At 51.6% G+C, this 17,026-nt stretch carries 12 protein-coding genes and 1 pseudogene; 2 read left to right on the plus strand and 11 right to left on the minus strand.

What is annotated here, in order from left to right; all coding sequences use genetic code 11:
• Positions 1-70: 70 nt before the first annotated feature.
• The 3 genes and pseudogenes from QU667_RS11615 to QU667_RS10960 all read right to left on the minus strand — a co-directional run.
• Positions 71-490, minus strand: a pseudogene (locus tag QU667_RS11615) (NADAR family protein); the annotation flags it as partial.
• Positions 487-5,991, minus strand: a complete 5,505-nt coding sequence (locus QU667_RS10955) for a helicase-like domain-containing protein (protein ID WP_304987203.1) — start codon at positions 5,989-5,991, stop codon at positions 487-489. The pseudogene QU667_RS11615 and the gene QU667_RS10955, both read right to left, overlap by 4 nt.
• 56 nt (positions 5,992-6,047) lie before the next feature.
• The gene (locus QU667_RS10960; protein ID WP_304987204.1) at positions 6,048-6,566 is read right to left on the minus strand and encodes a TnpV protein; all 519 of its coding nucleotides are present in this window, start codon (positions 6,564-6,566) and stop codon (positions 6,048-6,050) included.
• An 835-nt stretch (positions 6,567-7,401) separates the two neighbouring features.
• Here QU667_RS10960 and QU667_RS10965 point away from each other — a divergent pair.
• A complete protein-coding gene (locus QU667_RS10965) occupies positions 7,402-7,620 on the plus strand; it encodes a hypothetical protein (RefSeq protein WP_304987205.1) in 219 nt (72 codons plus the stop codon).
• A 54-nt stretch (positions 7,621-7,674) separates the two neighbouring features.
• Here the strand turns inward: QU667_RS10965 and QU667_RS10970 are convergent, their stop codons facing one another.
• From QU667_RS10970 to QU667_RS10990, 5 genes are read right to left on the minus strand one after another with little or no spacing between them, the layout of a single operon-like run.
• Positions 7,675-8,202 carry a hypothetical protein gene (locus QU667_RS10970; RefSeq protein WP_304987206.1) on the minus strand — a complete coding sequence of 176 codons (528 nt, stop codon included), beginning with the start codon at positions 8,200-8,202 and terminating at the stop codon, positions 7,675-7,677.
• Between the two features lie 51 nt (positions 8,203-8,253).
• Positions 8,254-9,075 (minus strand): zeta toxin family protein, encoded by an 822-nt coding sequence (locus QU667_RS10975; protein WP_304987207.1) that lies wholly within the window; start codon positions 9,073-9,075, stop codon positions 8,254-8,256.
• A complete protein-coding gene (locus QU667_RS10980; protein ID WP_304987208.1) occupies positions 9,044-9,388 on the minus strand; it encodes a hypothetical protein in 345 nt (114 codons plus the stop codon). Before QU667_RS10980 ends, QU667_RS10975 begins: the two co-directional genes overlap by 32 nt.
• 25 nt (positions 9,389-9,413) lie before the next feature.
• A complete protein-coding gene (locus tag QU667_RS10985) occupies positions 9,414-10,301 on the minus strand; it encodes a hypothetical protein (RefSeq protein ID WP_304987209.1) in 888 nt (295 codons plus the stop codon).
• Positions 10,302-10,316: 15 nt separating this feature from the next.
• The gene (locus tag QU667_RS10990; RefSeq protein ID WP_304987210.1) at positions 10,317-12,233 is read right to left on the minus strand and encodes a peptidoglycan DD-metalloendopeptidase family protein; all 1,917 of its coding nucleotides are present in this window, start codon (positions 12,231-12,233) and stop codon (positions 10,317-10,319) included.
• 73 nt (positions 12,234-12,306) lie between these two features.
• On the opposite strand from QU667_RS10990, the gene QU667_RS10995 reads away from it, so the two are divergent.
• The gene (locus tag QU667_RS10995) at positions 12,307-12,612 is read left to right on the plus strand and encodes a hypothetical protein (protein WP_304987211.1); all 306 of its coding nucleotides are present in this window, start codon (positions 12,307-12,309) and stop codon (positions 12,610-12,612) included.
• A gap of 38 nt (positions 12,613-12,650) precedes the next feature.
• Here the strand turns inward: QU667_RS10995 and QU667_RS11000 are convergent, their stop codons facing one another.
• The 3 genes from QU667_RS11000 to QU667_RS11010 all read right to left on the minus strand — a co-directional run bounded on the left by QU667_RS11000 (position 12,651) and on the right by QU667_RS11010 (position 17,026).
• Entirely contained in the window at positions 12,651-14,258 is a 1,608-nt protein-coding gene (locus QU667_RS11000; protein ID WP_304988459.1) for a type IV secretion system protein, read from the minus strand.
• A 91-nt stretch (positions 14,259-14,349) separates the two neighbouring features.
• Positions 14,350-15,141: a hypothetical protein gene (locus tag QU667_RS11005; protein ID WP_304987212.1), complete on the minus strand. Its 792-nt coding sequence runs from the start codon at positions 15,139-15,141 to the stop codon at positions 14,350-14,352.
• Positions 15,142-15,157: 16 nt separating this feature from the next.
• The gene (locus QU667_RS11010; protein WP_304987213.1) at positions 15,158-17,026 is read right to left on the minus strand and encodes a hypothetical protein; all 1,869 of its coding nucleotides are present in this window, start codon (positions 17,024-17,026) and stop codon (positions 15,158-15,160) included.

Consider the following 17,026-nt stretch of genomic DNA (forward strand, 5'->3'; position numbering starts at 1 on the left):
CCTTTATTAGCATTTGCTGCCTGATTTTCATTAGAATTACACCTAGTTTATTTTCTCCTTTTCCTTTGGAAACGCCCCAAAAGTGATCATTCCATGTATTTCCTTCCACTAGTTTGACATCTCTGGTTTTTAGCAAAACCGTCTTTAGATCAGCGTTTTGTGTAAATTTAGCAAGAATCAGTTCCTCCATGATATTTACTCTGACACTTTCCCAATCAGGACGCAACCTTACTGTGCGTCCCTTTCTTTTTGCCTCCTTTCCTGTCAGTCGAGAAAACTCCTTTGCTCTTGTTGGATCCTTTTGAGCTTGGAATGCTGCCTCTACATTGTTATATGTGTTCCCTTTATAAGAAATAGTGCACGGAAACATATTCGAGAGAAAGGCATACTCGTCACGAAAAGAAAATATACCGGAATCATCCATTGTCTCAATTATGGGATTCTTTTCTTCGGATGGCTGTTCCATGACTTCTTTAAGCCTCCTTCTCATCTCGCGTGCACAGTGTGTGTCTGACCTTCCTCGCGGTCGATCGGTTGAGTTCGCCGAGCACCGCGTGCGGCGATTGATTCCTCGCTGCTCACTTCCATCTGTTTTGTAATCTCAATCAGCCGCGCCTTTTTCTCTGCCTCCTCTGCGGCATGTGGGAACGGTTTCTTGATCTCCTCCTCTGCATCTTTGACATCCGCAGCAATACGCGCACGCTCCTCCTGCACTTGACAGAGTTCCTTTACAATCCCGTCATAGAGGGAAGAAATGCGGCGCACCGTGACTTCCGGCTTATCCGAAAAACCGATGCGATGACTGCGTTTCCCCGTCAAAATGATATACGGCTGCATCGCTATCGGATCGATGCGTATTTGAAGTTTTAATCCCCGATACTCTCCGCTGAAGTCTTTTGTCGCCGAGAAGCCCCCCTTTGCCGCCTTATGCAGAATATCGGCTGCCTTGCTGCGATCGGTGACGAGCTTTCCGCAGAGCGTCATCTGAAAGAGTTCTTCTCCTTGTTCATTCTGCAAGCAAGCACTATCCATACGGAGCTTGTCGTCCATCAACCCCGCAATTTTCGCATCCTGCTCCTTGATGCGTGCCGGACCATCAATCACTGTAAATTTTTGCAATTTTTGCCGCGTCGATTCATAGTCAATCTTTGCAATCTGGATGCGACCAAGACGGTTTTCCAACTCCATTTTCTCACGTAGGAACGGATTCCCTGTCGCAACGGCTTTGAGTTCGGCATACGAGAGAACGGTCTCGTCCATATCTTGCAACGTACGCAGTGGGCTTCGGCTCGTCATGACCTGAGCGATCTGCTTCTGCTTGTTCTCGACCGTCTGCCATAGGTAGGCATCGAATGTCCCCTCTGTTACATAGCGGAAAATCTTCACCTTGTCATAGCGATTGCCGGGGCGAACAATCCGCCCCATACGTTGCTCAAGATCAGCGGGTCGCCACGGAACAGAAAGATCATGCAGTGCGGCAAGTCTGTCCTGCACGTTCGTCCCAACGCCGAGCGTTCCTGTGGAGCCGATGAGGACACGAACCTCGCCGCTGCGCACTTTATCAAAGAGTTTTTGCTTATCCTTGTCTGAAACTTCCTGCACAACAGCAATTTCTTCACGCGGAATCCCGCTCTGAATGAGCTTTTCGCGAATGTCATCGTAGACGTTAAAGCCACCTTTTCCTGCGCCCGTAGATGTGGATTCATCGCAGAAAAGGATCTGCGTACCACGCTCTGAACTCGTCGCACGGTATGTTTCGAGCAGATTTTTCACACATCGGTTTACCTTGCTGTCCGGCGCATCTGCTGCCTCCGGAACGACAAGGCGCGGATCAAGGGACAATGCCCTACCGGCATGTGTAATGAGCAGCATGCTGTCCTTCGTCATCGTCCCATCAACTCGAAGAACATCCTGCGGTGTCTTTCTGCGAATATCATCAGCGCGTGTCACAAGATCACTGATGATCTCTTTTTGTTCCTCTGAGGCGGGGGCTTTATCGACGATAATATCGGCGGTTGGGACGATGACATCTTTACCGAGCATATCGGCTGTCCGCACGTCGGCGAACGACTTAAAGCTCGTCATGAGTTCCGGTAGATTACGGAAATTCGAAAACCGCTCTTTGAGCTGATAGCCGCGTCCTTCCGGCTTCAGCTCCATACTGACGGTAATATCCGTAAAAGCCGCAGCCCATGCGTCAAAGCTCTCAAGCCCCAATTCTTTCAGGCGATCCGGAGCAAGATACCGCTGCATGGTATAAATTTCGGTCATAGCATTGGAAATCGGCGTTCCGGTCGCAAAGATTAGTCCTCTGCCCTGCGTGATCTCGTTGATGTACTGTGTCTTCATGTAGAGATCCCATGTCTTCTGCACATGGTCGGTCGTACCGACACCGGCAACGCGGGCATGACGGGTCATAACCTCAAGATTTTTGAACTCGTGCGCCTCATCGATAACGAGTTTGTCCACGCCAAGCTCCTCAAAGGTAATCACGTCATCCATCCCTTTGCGGTTGGACTGTTCGAGTTTTTTCAGACGGTTCTTTTGATTGGTGATGAGCTTTGTGATGTTGCGGACAGAGAAATCTTTGGCATGTGCCCCATTTGCCCGCAGCGAGAAGAGTTTATCCTCGAGTTCGTCAATGGCACGCTGCCGCATTGCCGTTTCACGCTCTGCGGACAGCTTAATCTTCTCGAAGGAAGATGCGCCGATGATGACCGCATCCCAGTTCTGCGTAGCGATGCGGGAGATAAACTCCTGCCGGTTCTTCTTCTCGAAGTCCTTCTTCTGTGCGACCAGAATCTTCGCCCGAGGGTAAAGTCGCTGAAACTCCTCGCCGGTCTGTGCGGTGAGGTGATTCGGAACGACCATGAGTGCCTTGTGTGAAAGCCCCATGCGTTTAGATTCCATAATGGAGGCGATCATCTCAAATGTCTTCCCAGCACCGACGCAGTGAGCAAAAAGCGTATTGCCGCCGAAAAGGCTGTGTGCAATCGCATCTTTCTGATGCGGCTTGAGGGAAATCGTATTTGTCATGCCGGGGAAGGTGAGTTTCGAGCCGTCAAACTCGCGCAACCGCACGCTGTTGAAACGGCGATTGTAGTATTCCTGAATCTCCTTGACGCGGGTAGGGTCGGACAACAGCCACGAACGGAACTTATCGCGCAGCTCCTGCTGTTTCATCTGCGCCTGTGTCGTAAGTTCCGGATCGACGACCGTTTGATCGGAACCTTCTGCGATCGGAACTCTCACCTGCGCGTTGCGCTGGTTGAGACATTGTTCGATGAGGTCGTATGCGGTCTTCCCACCCGCAGAATACTGCGTTTCTGCCGAGAGTTCATAGGATAGACGTTCCGTTTTCGTGACCTTCCACGAACTCGTTTCCTCTACATAGTCAACATGCACTTCCCGCAATCCGATAGACTGGATGAACTGCTCAACATATGCGGGCTTGAGCCACGATGTCCCAAGCCCTACACTGATCTCACCGATCTCAACATCTTGCGGAAGTACCGTCATGAGCGCATCCCGATTTTTCTGCGCACGCTCCAGCCTCATATCCCACAGCTCCGTTTGTTCGTCATGGTGTGCTGCCATGCGTATATTATGCTCCGAGGCTGCTTGCTCATACAGTTCCACTAACTCCGTGTGCTGCGGCTTCTCGCCTTTGGATTCACACGAAACAAGATACTGCTGTGCAGTATCTATCATGTGGAGCATCGAAAGCCTCCGCACAGGATCATGCAAATCCTCCATGAACGTGCGCCTATTTGCGCCGGAAGACTGTTCCGGATGCTGCGCCTGATATAAGTCAAAAGCATGTATCAGATCACCAAATCGCCAGTTACTTCGCTGCGAGAAAAAATTCGAATCACGGCGCAGAAGTTGAAAGCCGAGGGCACAGTCGGTTGCCAAAGAGTCTGGAATCCAATCGGAATACCGACCATAATTTCCATCCGCTTTATGCATGGCATAAAGCATATAGCGCGAAACACTCGTACGCCACTCCGGATATTTCGTTTGGTCGATGCTCTCCACATAAGCGCGAAAATCAGAGTGCAATCGGGAACGCCCCAACTGCGAAAACTGCTGCAACAGATCCCTCAGACCTTCTTCCATTTCGTTCTGCGGCTCCGGCAGTGTTTTGGGAAAGCCCTCCACAAGCTCAGCGTGCTGTTCGGGGTAATACGTCTGTGCAAGATAACTGTCGCGTTCCCCGCGAATCTGTGCCGTCAGTTCGTCAATGTCATCTATTTTGGTGCGAATATTGCCGGACAGATACTCATCTGCCTGTATGTAGGTTTTCGTACGGTCGTCAAAATACAGATGTGTAAATTCAAGCTCATCCGGAATCTCGCGTACAGGGATTCCGCAGAGTTCACTCATATACGCAAGATCGACTTCGCCTTTTTGTTGGATTGAGATCACGAGTGCATCTTCCGGCGTATCTGCGTGCTCCGGGCGTGCTTCCGGCAGGATTGTCCGCTCCGTAAAAATATCCGCTTTGGCGACAAAGTTCCCCTTGGCATCCTTAATCTCATACGCGCGTATGAAGTTGTACCCCGGATCGGCATAGAACACATTCGCAAGTGTCCGATCTCCCGCAATATGCCCGTAGCTCTTGACATGGCTCTCATAGAGATCATTCAGTGCCTTCTGCGCTTGTCGCAGCTCCTCATTTGATCCGTCACGCTGCTGCACCTCAAGGACGTTGTGCCCTGCGTCACGCAGATGGACTGCCGAAATCACCCGCGCTCTCGTTTTTTCATCCAGCTCCGGCGTGGATTCCGCGCCCTGCGTATCAATGAACACCAACTCGCCCGCAGTAATGTAAAATCCCATTGCACGTGCATCCGGTACTTTTGCCTGTACGGGCAGCGGAAGTGCCGTCTCACTGGGAAGATATACACTGTTTTGGGGGATTTCCTTAAACACATCGACAATCTTCTCTTTGAGATTGTCCGTGCCCGAAACAACGGAAAGCTCTGTCCCGTAACGCCCGTTCCGCTCTTCCCATGTACCGAGCACATGATCCTGATAATGCTGAGAAAAATATTCGTTGACGGCATGACGTGTCTCAAGAGGAGTTCCCTTGAGACGCTCGACTTGCCGCGAAGATTTCCACCAATAAGCATCATTCACAACGCGCGTATGCGTTTCGATGGGGGTACGTTCGCCCCCTTTTTTCCGAAAAATGAGGATGTCCGACGTAACGAATGCGCCAGCTCCTTCAAAAGTTGTGCTGGGAAGACGCATTGCTGTGACAAGATCAGCACGTTCGGCGAGTTCCGCTCTCGTGCGCTCACTCAGCTTGTCCATCGTGCCGCTGGATGTAATGGCAGCAACAAGCCCGCCAGAACGGACTTCATCGATCATCTTCATGAGGAAGTAGTCATGCGGCAGAAGAGCCGCACCGCCGTATTTGGGATCACCCGTAATCGGTGTATCTCCGAACGGTACGTTCCCAACGGCAAGATCAAAGCTGCCATCCGCGAAGCGCGTTGTTTCAAAGCCCTGTGATGCCACGTTCACATCCGGATGCGCAGCGGCAACGATGCGAGCAGAAAGAGAATCCAGCTCTACCCCGCAAATATTGCTCTCTGACCGTATGTCATCTGGCATCGCAGAGAAGAATCTTCCCGCGCCGCATGACGGTTCAAGAATATTCCCGTGTGTAAAACCAATGTGCCGCAGCCCCTCGTAGATGGCTTCGGCAATCTCAGGCGGGGTATAATAGGCATCCAGAATACTGCTGCGTGCCGAACGATATTCTTCGTTCGTCAGATATTTTTGCAGCACATCATATTCGTTTGCCCAAGCCTTATTGGCAGGGTCAAACGCCTCAGAAAGCCCTCCAAACCCGCTGTAGGATTGGAGAAGACGCTGTTCCTCGGGGCTTGCTGCACGTCCCTCACGCTCCATGTTTTTGAGCGCCAAAATAGCGGCAAGATTACGCTGAAAGACTGCCCTCTTGCCGCTCGTCGTACTCATATCTGCTTCGTAGTCAATACTCGAAAGATCAATAGCGGGAGAATCGTTCCCCTCGTCTAGTTGGATAGGTCTGCCGTCAAGGTCTCTGTGATCTGTGCTTCGATCATCCGGCTGCGCCGAATCTCCTCCAGTCCCTTGAGATCCTGTCCCAGAATCTGCCGCTCCTCCTCCTGTTGGTACATCGTCCGATAGCGCGTCTCCGTCTCCTGCTGTATCTGCTGCAGATGCTGCGCCGCTTCTCCCGTCTGCAACATCCGCAGCCACTCCTCCGGTCGATACGATTGGAGATACGTCCTCCGAATCTGCGCCCACCGTCCCGCTGTGAACGGTTTCTCGTCCGCCTGCGCCGCTTCCTCCATCTGTTCCTGCCGAATCGCCCGCTGCACTCCCGCGTCGATCGTCACCTGATTCAGCTGTTCGAGCTGCGCTTCTGCCTCCGGAGACAGCCCCTCCACCTGATACAGGTACATCATCTCCCCGTACTGCTCCATCAGGTTGAAGATCTCCGCGTTCTCCTGCTCGATCTTCTCGCGCAGATGCTGCTCCATCCGCAGATGCTCCGTCAGAAGCATCATCTCTCTCTCCGAAAATGCCCTCATATTCGCTTACCGTCCTTTCTTCATCCCGCTGTTCACGCGCACGGATTTCCTTTGCGAGCGGGTCAAGAACCGTCATTGCAGCTCTTTGAATATCTCCTAAAAGATGCTTTGCATCTACATTCTCATACGGTGCAAGGATGAGTGACAGTCCTATATGCTCCTCGGCATCCATCCCCAGACGCTCAAGAACCAGATACGTTGCCCCCAAAATCTCAAGTTCTCCAAAGCCTTGTTCTTTCAAACGAGACATTCCATCAACAACAATATCTTCTACAGGTTTCTCTGTTTCCCCTCCGAAAACCTTTCGCAACGCATCCGTGTCTTTCTCTGCGTCAAATGTCCAAACGAGACGCCGAAACTGCGGGCTTTCTGCATTCTGCGTCTCGCTCAGATCATAGACGTAGGAAACACTTCTGCCGTCCTCATTCAGCACAGGAACGCCCTCTGCCCCCTCCTGTAGTTGTGCACCAAGACGCTGCCATAGTGCCTCATCCGCGTATGCACGTCCCGCAGCGGGCGCGTGGAAAAAGAGTGCAATCTGCCGTTCAATCGGCTGCCTGTAATGTGCAGCCATTGAACCAAGAAAGTCACGAAAGCGGTTTTTGTTGTGGCGCAGCTCGTTTAAGAATCGTTCCTTCTCATCGATGAGTGTATGTACCGTTACCATCTGCGTGCCTCCTGTCATACATTTGTCTCTATTGTAAAGTCATGCAGAATGAAAAAACTGCACATTTTTCTAAGTGCATGGATTTACCACCGGACATCATGTATAATTTTGATAGATAGGATAGGCAGAGAAGGAGGACTTTCTATGCAGGTAAATAGCAATGCAATTCATGTGAATCCCGATCGTCCGGAATTTATCGGAGGCGAGGTTATTACGCAAGATCAGGCGGTCGATATGTTCGGTCATGACTTCGGATTCCCAAACACCTACGCAGAGCATGAGATTCCAAGCGACGACGAGATTGCGAAAATGATTGAAGAACAGGCGCAGCAATGGGCACCGGAGGTCAAAGAAACGCACTGAAAAACACCTGCTTGCGGGATATTCCCGTAAGCAGGTGTTTTTTGTGCTGTCTTGTTATATGTCAGCGTATTTGTCGGTGAGAAGAATCTTTTGAACAATCCCCTTCTGATCTACTTGCAGGACAAGGAAACGTATCCCTTCCTTTCCATTGGAAAGAGTAACACCAAATCCGTCAAGTGGTGATACATACTTTTTTTCACCAGATTTATCAGATGGTTGTTCCTTCAAGTTGTTAAATATCTGCTGCACATCCGCAATCTTCATGCCAACGTGGATGCCGGAGGGCATAACGAGTGCACCGTTCGTACTCTCGATGGTCTGAACAAGAGGATTCCATGCACCATCTTCCATGATGTTGTAGGTGATGACAAATCCCTGCCCGTAATAATCAACCAGATATGCAGGGTGATTATAGTTGCCTATCCGTATTGTTTTTTCGCTGTCCGGCTCACCGTAGATGCTCCGCACATAGCTGAGATCATTGCCGGGAGCAACGCCGGCGATCGCGACATCATCCACGGTCATTGCACGCGGCGCAGCGAGAGCAGTCCCCATAAAGAGCACCATGACCAGAGCGGTCATACACAAAATGTTTCGATACAAGAAAATCCCTCCTATTCATTCTCTGTAAAGCTACCGCGCTCCTCTGCCGCGCTCCTCCTTGGGAAAGAAGTGTTCGTATGCGTGCAGTGTTTCCTCTACCCGAGCGCGACTGACGTATGGTGCACAGTCGCGTACAATACGTTCGCGCTCATGATGTGTAAGATCACGCGAGAACTCTTCGCGAAAGAGTTCGGAAGGATCGCGAAATGGCGTTTTCTCCCGATCATAGAGGCATTCGCCAGCCCGATTGTAGACGCGAACCTGCGGGAACGCATCCTGCTCATAGAGCGTATGCAAATGATCGACGATGGAACGTGCCACGAGGTCATGATGCTCCTTCGGTGTCATGCGAGGCGTAAGCCCTATCTCCTTCATCTGCTGATACCGCTTCAGCGTTCCAAGATATGACACCTCCGGACGCACGAGGATTAGATTGAGTGATACGTCATATCCCCTGCTCCGCAGTAAATCTCGTGTCCGCAGCGGCACTTCCGTTGTCCGCAGCGTCCCCTCAATGATAAGATGATAGCCAGATGCGCTCAGATCATCAATGAGTGCTTCGGTCATCTTGCCCGCAAATTTCTGTGTATGAAGCACGGCATCATCCCCGTATGCTGCCTGTAATTCTCCGTAGCGAGGATGATACTTTCGGTAGTCGTCACTCGAAACAAAGACGATGTTGCCGCTATGCTGCCGGGTGAATATATCTGCAAGTTTTGTCTTGCCCGCCCCCGGCTGCCCGGCAAGAAGATATGCCTGTGGATTTTTTGATGGTGTGACCGCGCCTAATAAATCGGCTTTGATTTTTTCTTTTTGTTCATCAAGCTCCTTTGCGCTGTAGTTCTCCGGCATCTTCTGTCTCCAACTCTCGAACGTAAGCGCGAGCACGCACAAACTCCTGCTTCAGTTCCGCTATATCTTCGGGCGTGTTGTAGCGGTCGCCAAGAATCCTGTGCAAGATTGTGCGGAGTTCGCTTTGGAAGCCGGACACCGGATGCACGGCATCCTGCGGATCAAGTCCCATGCGATCCTTGATACGGCTCACATCTGCCAAAAGCTCTGCAAAACCTTCATGCAGGATCTCCTTTGCTTCAATGACTTCATACGGAATCATTGTATCGCCCCCTTTGTTCGCATTATACCATAAAAGCGCATCGAAGACCATATCCCACCTTCGATGCGCCTTTGTCTTACTTGAAGCGAACAAACCCACGCGGCTTTTCACGTTCGTAACCGCTCGCAGCAGCACGCTCCTCGTTATACGGATCAGTGACAATGATCTTTGCATCCTGCGCCTGTTTCTCTCGTTCGATTTCAGCATCCAGTTGAACTTGACGCTGATCGCTTTCAAGTTGAACCTTCGCTGCAAGCAGGGCTGTCACCTGTGATTGATCCGCGACACTAAGCGCGTTCAGCTGCTCCATAATCTGACGTAGCTCTGTTTCGCCTTTGGCGTTGGAAGCTGCTTCCACAAGACGGTGTACGGTCTCTCTCGTGTTATCGTTGTCTGCGATTGCCGTCTCTGCAAGCTGCGCATATTTGGCTGCGGATGCGGAAATCTCCTTGCGTTGGCGCACAAGATTGCGCGGTGCTTCATAGTCTTCGTGCCCCTCATTGTAGGAATGGAACGAGGTGCTCTCCGTGAGCAGGTCTTTTTGCATTGTGTTGTGCAATTCAGCAGCACGGCTTTGTTTTTGCTCTGTCATGCCGGTGGCAAGGTGCATAACCATTGGATCCAGAGGGATCTTGTTGATGATGTCAATACCGAGCTGCTCTGCGATATTCTCGACAATATGTAGAAATTTTTCGCCGAAGAGTACAGATTTGATAATGCGTGTATAGTCATAGACGGAACCGCCCTGCCCTTCCAAATCTCCGAAAAAATAGTGCCGAGGGTCGAAGGTATCACGCCACGAGATACGCACAGGATCCCAGTAATTTTCAGGCTCCCACGGACCCCACCACCCCCATGCCTCTCCTTTGTGGACATTGGAGACGAGTGCCCCTGATGACGCAGCAATGGTGAACGCGGCGACAACCAACACTTTCTTTCCATACTTGCCGAATCGATTTGCCATGATGCGTAACCTCCCTCACCGGAATATGCCTTGCTGATCGGAGAGCTTAAATCCAGAGCTGCCGAACTGCGTATTGACAAGTTTGCTGATACGATCAGCAAAATACATATACATAAGGACGACAAGAATGAGCTGCAAGAGCAGTATGTTGTTTGCAACAGCTTGTTTCACAACACCGCCGCTTCCTCCTAGGATCCCCATCAAGGTAGCTGTATAGGATTCGAGCGAAGAGCCAAAATAACCGCCGTGCTTGAGTGCCGCCGCAAATTCCTGTACGGTCTTTGCATTATAGATCCCATCAGGAGCGTAAGCGTCATAGTTCGATGCCGCAAATTGAGCATACTCCTCATCGCTGTCAAAGTGACGGTAATAATCCCCCTCCGGCGATATGCCCGCTATTTTCGCCCCGTTATACGCCTTGATCCCCCCATAATTGTGATCCTCAACGGCGAGTGCGCTCGAAAAGTGCCCGGATTCGAGTGCAAGCTGCGCCCAAATCCATTCAGGAGAAATACTTTTTCCATACCGCTCCTGCATGATCTGTGAGATACGGTAAGCCAGTTCAGCTTTTGGACGACCGGAGATAGAGACACTTGACGCACCGGGTGCTCCTCCGGCAGACTGCGCCTGTACGGTCTGTGACATGAGTTCGCCGACGACGATGTGCTCCATCGTCGATTGGAGCATCGCAGCAAAGAGGCAGAAGAACATGAGATTGATCGATGCCGCAAATACACTGTTGATGCCATTCGAGGCAAGATGACGCATATGCTTTAGCCCCGCCAGCGGGAATACCGTAAAGCTGAACAGCACCGTCATATAGAACTCGACGTAGGCGAGCGCGATATAATAGCCGATGAGGCAGAACAGCAAAAATAGGATGACGGCAAGGATCAGCATGAGGAGGACAGCACCTGCACCCGCACCACCGAGCAACAGTGCTAAAACATCCGATGCACTGCCGGAATGAAGCACGCCATTAAATACCGGAGCAATGATGTTCATGCCCTTTTGTACGATTTTTGTCGGATCGGAGACTGCTGCCTCTGCGGCTTCCGGATTTCCACCGGCAAGCCCGCCAAGAGCAGGAAAACCATGAAGCGAAAGGTTGCCGACAAAATCCCCCCAGTTGTAGAGGAGAGCAAGACAGAACCCATAGAACAGCCCCCGTCGAACGAGCCACTTAAATAGTCCCTCGCGGTCTTCGCTCGTCGGCATCATCGCCTTGTTCATTGCACCAAGCACAAGATCGATTGCCACAAGGACAAAGAATATCTTCGTCACATAGTTTTGCAACGTCTCCAGCCCTGTCGTAATAAGCTCGACGACCTTGTTCACGAGATCACTGATGGGCTTTGCAAAATCCTCCGTGACCGCCCAATCCTTTGTGTGCCCGTGGAAATCTACACCACCAAGCCCAAATCCGCCGCCCTCTGCCTTCTCCAGTTCGAGCAGTCCCGGAACGTAGAGACCGGGATCGGTTGGCTCCCCATAGACACCATTCGGAAGCACCTCGAAATGACAATGCGGTCCCGTCGAATTGCCCGTACTCCCCGCTTTTGCGATGAGCATTCCCTGCGTTACATACTCCCCCACGCCGACCAGAAGTTCCTGATTATGCCCGTAAAGAGTATAGAGTGCCCCTCCATGATCGATCATGATGGTGTTTCCATAGCCCTGCATCCAGCCCGAATAACTCACCGTGCCCGATGCGGCAGCATAGATTGGATCTCCATAATCGACAGCAAGATCAACACCCGCATGGTAGGATGGCTGTCCTGTAATCGGATGAATACGATGCCCCTGCGGACTGGTTACGACCATCGGCTGACCGACCGGAGAGACCATTGTCATCGCCGCTGCGGTCTGCGCCGGAGCAAAAGAAACGAGGAGGGCGAACAAAGCGGCAAATACGGTCAAAACGTGGCGCATACATCGACCTCCTCTCAAAAATAGGACTTGTCAAGGTGTTAGAACTGTGCTACGGTAAGAAAAAACGGAAGGAATGATGATAATGGGACTGTTCTGGGGATCGAAGAAGGAAAATCCTGCGCCACCCCCTGCTCAAAAAACTCCAGAGATGACACTACATGAAAAACTTACACAACCCCTAGAAATCGGCTATGTTACCGGTAGCGGACCCGCAAACGCATCTCCTGAATTTGGCTATATCATCCGCAGAATGGATGACGGCGTGTACAAGAACAACTGTCATATCCGTGAAATGAAAGAAATGCTCAAGGAACTCCTAATAGAGAACAAAAATCTTCGCGAGCGCGTCGAACGGCTCGAACAGCAGAATCAGCGATAAACTCCAAACAGCGGACAGAATAACTTGTCCGTTGTTTTTCAATTGGATTCATTATCCGGCTGTCCCGCGCTCGACCTTTGCCTGTTTCGGCTGTCCACTCCAGAGCGCAGTTCTTGAAGGATACGTGATCCTGTATTGTCCTTTGTCTTCTGGAAGCTGTCAATCGCCTCCCGATAGCTCCGTACCGGGCTGCGGCTCATCACATAATTGCGTCCGAGCTGTGTGAGTGTCCCTTTCATACCGCCGTTTCCTGCCGCTGCTGCCGCCGCCTGTGCTGCGGCAATGTTCCCCGTTGCCGCAGCAGCACCCGCAACCGCGCCCTTAAGTGCACCGGTCATATCGCTGCCGCTGAGTTGGGGCTGTCCGCTGAGAAGTCCTGAGACGAGCTGCGGTATCTTCTTGACGAGCAGGAAGATCAAGAGCGATGCAAGCACTGCCTGAAACAGCAATGCAAGGTCTTCGGCTGGATTATTCGCCTGAATGATCTTATCGGCAAAACCTTCGATGAACGGCTTTGAGACAGCCGATAGGAATGCGATGACGCAGACCTTGAGCGAGAGATTGAACATCGCACCGATTGCCTTTTCCGTGAGGAAATTAAACTTGTTCATCGTGCCGAATGCAAGACACGGCAGGGCAAGCAGCGCCATCGTATAGAACTCGATTCGCGCCATAAACATCTCCAGCGCGACCATAAAGAGGCAGCCGCCGATGACGAGGATGCAAATAATGTCGAGAAGGAGTACGCCGGGCTGCATGACCGCTGCGATGGTCTGTACGACATCCGGAATCCAGCTGTCAGCGTTCGGTGTCCAGATTGCCGTAAACATCTTCAATGCAATCTGCACGAATGTATCACTCGCCTCGCCTACGACATTATTGGCGATGGCTGTATTATTCCCACCCGCACGGAAGCCGAGTACTTCAAAGCCGGACATGAGTGCTCCCATGAGACTGATCCAGTTCATCATGAGGAACATGAAGAATCCCATTTTGAGGGTCATATTGATGAGATATTGGAGCTTATCCCCCGACATGAACTTAACCGACAGCTCCCACGTCGCCTGTACGACGGTCAGGATGATGAGGAGCCGGAGGCAGTAGGGCAGAATATTCTCCGCACCGGGCACAATCACATGCTCGGTGTAGTGGTTCATAAAAGAACCAAGGATGCTGATGTCCTCGACGCTTGACCCTTCGCCGCTCACAAGTTCCGGTGTGTAATATTCGACCTGCTGCGTCTGCGCCGTCTGGTCTGCCATCGACCAGACCCCCGAACCGATCAAAAATGAGCCGAAGTTAAAGGCAAGCCCTGCGCCCAGCATGAGCTGCCAGACGAATTTTTTACCGTCCTCAATGCCAAATGCGACCATCATGCCCGCGATCGCCGTCATGACGACAAGAACAATGTGCATTGCCTTGATTGCGCCGTTTGCAAGTGTCGTCAAATTCTGATCGAATGTGCCGCCCAGTCCCGTTCCGGCACTCGCAATGTCTTCTGAACTACCTGCGGCAAAGCCGATGCCGTTCATCTGAAAGAGGATAAGACCAAAAACGGCAAGCGTGAGGAGAATGTGTTTCGTGTGCAGACGTTCCCTTAGTTTTCGTGCAATCCCTGCTGTCCCCATGTGCTCCTCCGTTTTCATCACCTTATATAATCCATTCGTGAACATCTTGCGATTATATTCAGGTGCCCAAATTGGGCACCTGAATATTTTTTTCAAGCGTTCATATTTTTTAGCGTTTTCCTGCAAAATCATGCAGTTTGTTCGCTACCGCACGATCGCGTGCCTCTGTCTGTGCCTTTTCCGTGTTATCGACGTACCACTTCTGCGCCTGCATAGCAAGGAGCTGGGCGAGAAGCTCCTTTTGGTCGGCTCCCTGTAATACCCCCGCAGCGGCAATCTGGATTCCTGCCTGTAGCATTTGCTGTTGCCCCTCTGCCTTATTTGCAGCAGCGACAGCCTCATGAACAGTTTCGTTCGTCGATTCCGTGACCTTCTGCGAAGCCTTTGCACGCTCGGCAGCCGCACGGTAGGTCGCATCCAGTGCTTTGTGGTTCTTCTGCGTCTGCTTATAGAAATCGACAAGGGTCGTCTTTCCATTGATCGCATCCTCGATCGCCCCGATCTCATTTTTCAGAATCGCGGTCGCCGAACTGTTGACGTTGAGGATGCTGGGAATCTTCCCCTCTTTCTTGAGCGCAACAATATCTTGAACAATGTCAATCGTTTTGCAGAGGTCTTCCGCTTTTTTGTTCTTCTGCATCCAGCCTTGCAGCATGTCAAGGTTAATTTTTTTGGCATCCAGAATCATCAGCCCCAGCTCTTTCTCCTCTGTGGTGAGAATTTTCGCTGTGGTGATCGCCGTCTTGATTGCTTCTTCGATATTCTTCTGATCGAATACGGCAACGGCTGCCTCTGTTTGATGACTGCGCATCATCATTGCTGCAAAGGGCGTTGTAACACCAAGGAGCAGTCCCGTAACAACTGCCATCTGTAAGCGTTTCGTACTCCAATTCTTGAACATGGTTCTTCTCCTTTCCCTAGCCGGTAGGCACATCACGAACGAGGACACGCTCTTTTTCATAGGCAGTCAGCGTCTGTCCTTGCTCCATTTTGGTCTGTAAATATTTGGTCTCGGCTTGTTTTATGACGTTCTGCAGCCCCAAATTCCGCGCCTGAACGCTCTTTACGATATTCTTTGCATAATCCTTCTGCGAGCGTCTGCGGGGGGAATTATGCTGAACTGCATTCTCGATCTCGCGCTCTTCATAGCCGATGGAGAAAAGATGCAGGATGATCTGCTCATCCATTTGCCCGTTAAATGGCAGCGGAATATCCCGCTCAATCTCCTCACGACAGTTCTCATACATTTCCTCTGCATCTTTCTCGCCGCGTACGCGTATGCGCTCACTCGCAAAGGAATACGACCTGAGCTTGTGCTTCGCTTCGCGAATACTTTTCTTGTCGGTCGCAAGGAGCACAGGCGTGCTTTCTTGTACCTTCTCAACCTCCTCTGCTGCCTCCGGCGCATCCTGTGTTCGGATGCGTACGGCATCACCCTGCGTACGCGGGGCACCTTCCCAAACGGACGACATATCCGTCTGCGGTTCTTTTGCAGTAATAATCCCGGCGGACACTTCCTGCACTTCTCTCGCTTCTGCAAGAATTTTGTTTAGGTACTCCTGTGTCCGTTCATGATCCGGGATACCACCAAAAGCGAGGAGCAGTTCCCTGACCTCCTCCTCGCTTGCGCCGTACTTTGTAAGTAATTCCCGCGCTGCCAAGACGTTATAATGCCGACGATCTGCAGCGACACCGGAATCCGCTCCGGCATCGATGAGCACGTCATCATAATCCGTGATGAGACGCTGATAGATGTCCGCAAACTTCACATAATCCCCATCGAGGAAAGAGGCTTGTTCTGTTTCTCCCGACAAAAGTGCCGCAAGGGTCTTATCCGAATCCCTCCCTGCGGCAGCGAGAAGAGGCGATGCGCGGAGGATCCCCTCACGCAGCATCTCTTCGTCCATGCCCGCAGAACGCAATGCCCCTACAATCTGCGCTTCCGCTTCGTATGGAAGGGTATCTCGCCGCAATGTACGCATCGCGTCTTTGAGACACGCCCGATAGACTTCTGTGTCACTTTCCACATCTGCGGATGCCGCATCGATCGCCTCATACGCGCCGATCTCACGGACGGTAGCGGAGGCGATTTTCCGCACATACGCTTCTTTATCCCGCCCCTCGTAGTCGGTTGTCCCCATCAAAAGCTGTGCCGCCGTTTCCTCCTGTGCATCAGAAGTGCGAAGAAAACGCGTAAGAGCCTCCCCTTCACGCACGGCAACAGGGCGTGCTGCATCCTTGCTGCGGCTCTCCCAAATATCCTGAAAAAGCGGCTTCATTCCCTCCGTCTCTGCTTTAACGGATTCCACGATCATCGTTCGGTGCTTTTTCCAGACACGATGCTCAAATGCGGTGCGCTCTGCTGTATCACCGGCAAGAATGCCGTAGAGGCTTCCGCCGAGATACTCCTCGCGTACTTCTCCTCGTGGAATATGCTGCTTGCGCATATTTTCGAGAATCCCCTGATCCGCAGCCGCTAGGATTCCTGCAATCTGCCGCAATGGCTTTTCATAGAGTGCGTTAAAACGTGCGCCCGGTGCAGGAAGATTGAAATTTGTTTCTTCTGCTGCCCCCTGCGGCAGAATCTCACGAAAATATTCGTTTACAGCGTCCTGATCGTCGAAAAGAAGGGGATAACGGCTTTCATGCAGGGTCGTACGCAGCTGATTGATTCCGTACCCCTCGTTCTTCATGGAGAGCAGCACATTCTTTTCGATGCGCCTTACAGCGGCAAGAAGATTCGGCATTGCAAGGGCTTCTGTACGGTAAGCGAGTGCAGCGTCCAC

It is taken from the genome of Selenomonas dianae, assembly GCF_030644225.1.
GTDB classification, from domain to species: Bacteria; Bacillota; Negativicutes; order Selenomonadales; family Selenomonadaceae; genus Centipeda; species Centipeda dianae.

Bases quoted from the DNA above. Each gene is read 5' to 3' on its own strand.
- QU667_RS10955 (WP_304987203.1), bottom strand. From the start codon at position 5,991: ATGAGTACGACGAGCGGCAAGAGGGCAGTCTTTCAGCGTAATCTTGCC.
- QU667_RS10960 (WP_304987204.1), bottom strand. From the start codon at position 6,566: ATGATGCTTCTGACGGAGCATCTGCGGATGGAGCAGCATCTGCGCGAG.
- QU667_RS10965 (WP_304987205.1), top strand. From the start codon at position 7,402: ATGCAGGTAAATAGCAATGCAATTCATGTGAATCCCGATCGTCCGGAA.
- QU667_RS10970 (WP_304987206.1), bottom strand. From the start codon at position 8,202: ATGACCGCTCTGGTCATGGTGCTCTTTATGGGGACTGCTCTCGCTGCG.
- QU667_RS10975 (WP_304987207.1), bottom strand. From the start codon at position 9,075: ATGCCGGAGAACTACAGCGCAAAGGAGCTTGATGAACAAAAAGAAAAA.
- QU667_RS10980 (WP_304987208.1), bottom strand. From the start codon at position 9,388: ATGGTCTTCGATGCGCTTTTATGGTATAATGCGAACAAAGGGGGCGAT.
- QU667_RS10985 (WP_304987209.1), bottom strand. From the start codon at position 10,301: ATGGCAAATCGATTCGGCAAGTATGGAAAGAAAGTGTTGGTTGTCGCC.
- QU667_RS10990 (WP_304987210.1), bottom strand. From the start codon at position 12,233: ATGCGCCACGTTTTGACCGTATTTGCCGCTTTGTTCGCCCTCCTCGTT.
- QU667_RS10995 (WP_304987211.1), top strand. From the start codon at position 12,307: ATGATGATAATGGGACTGTTCTGGGGATCGAAGAAGGAAAATCCTGCG.
- QU667_RS11000 (WP_304988459.1), bottom strand. From the start codon at position 14,258: ATGAAAACGGAGGAGCACATGGGGACAGCAGGGATTGCACGAAAACTA.
- QU667_RS11005 (WP_304987212.1), bottom strand. From the start codon at position 15,141: ATGTTCAAGAATTGGAGTACGAAACGCTTACAGATGGCAGTTGTTACG.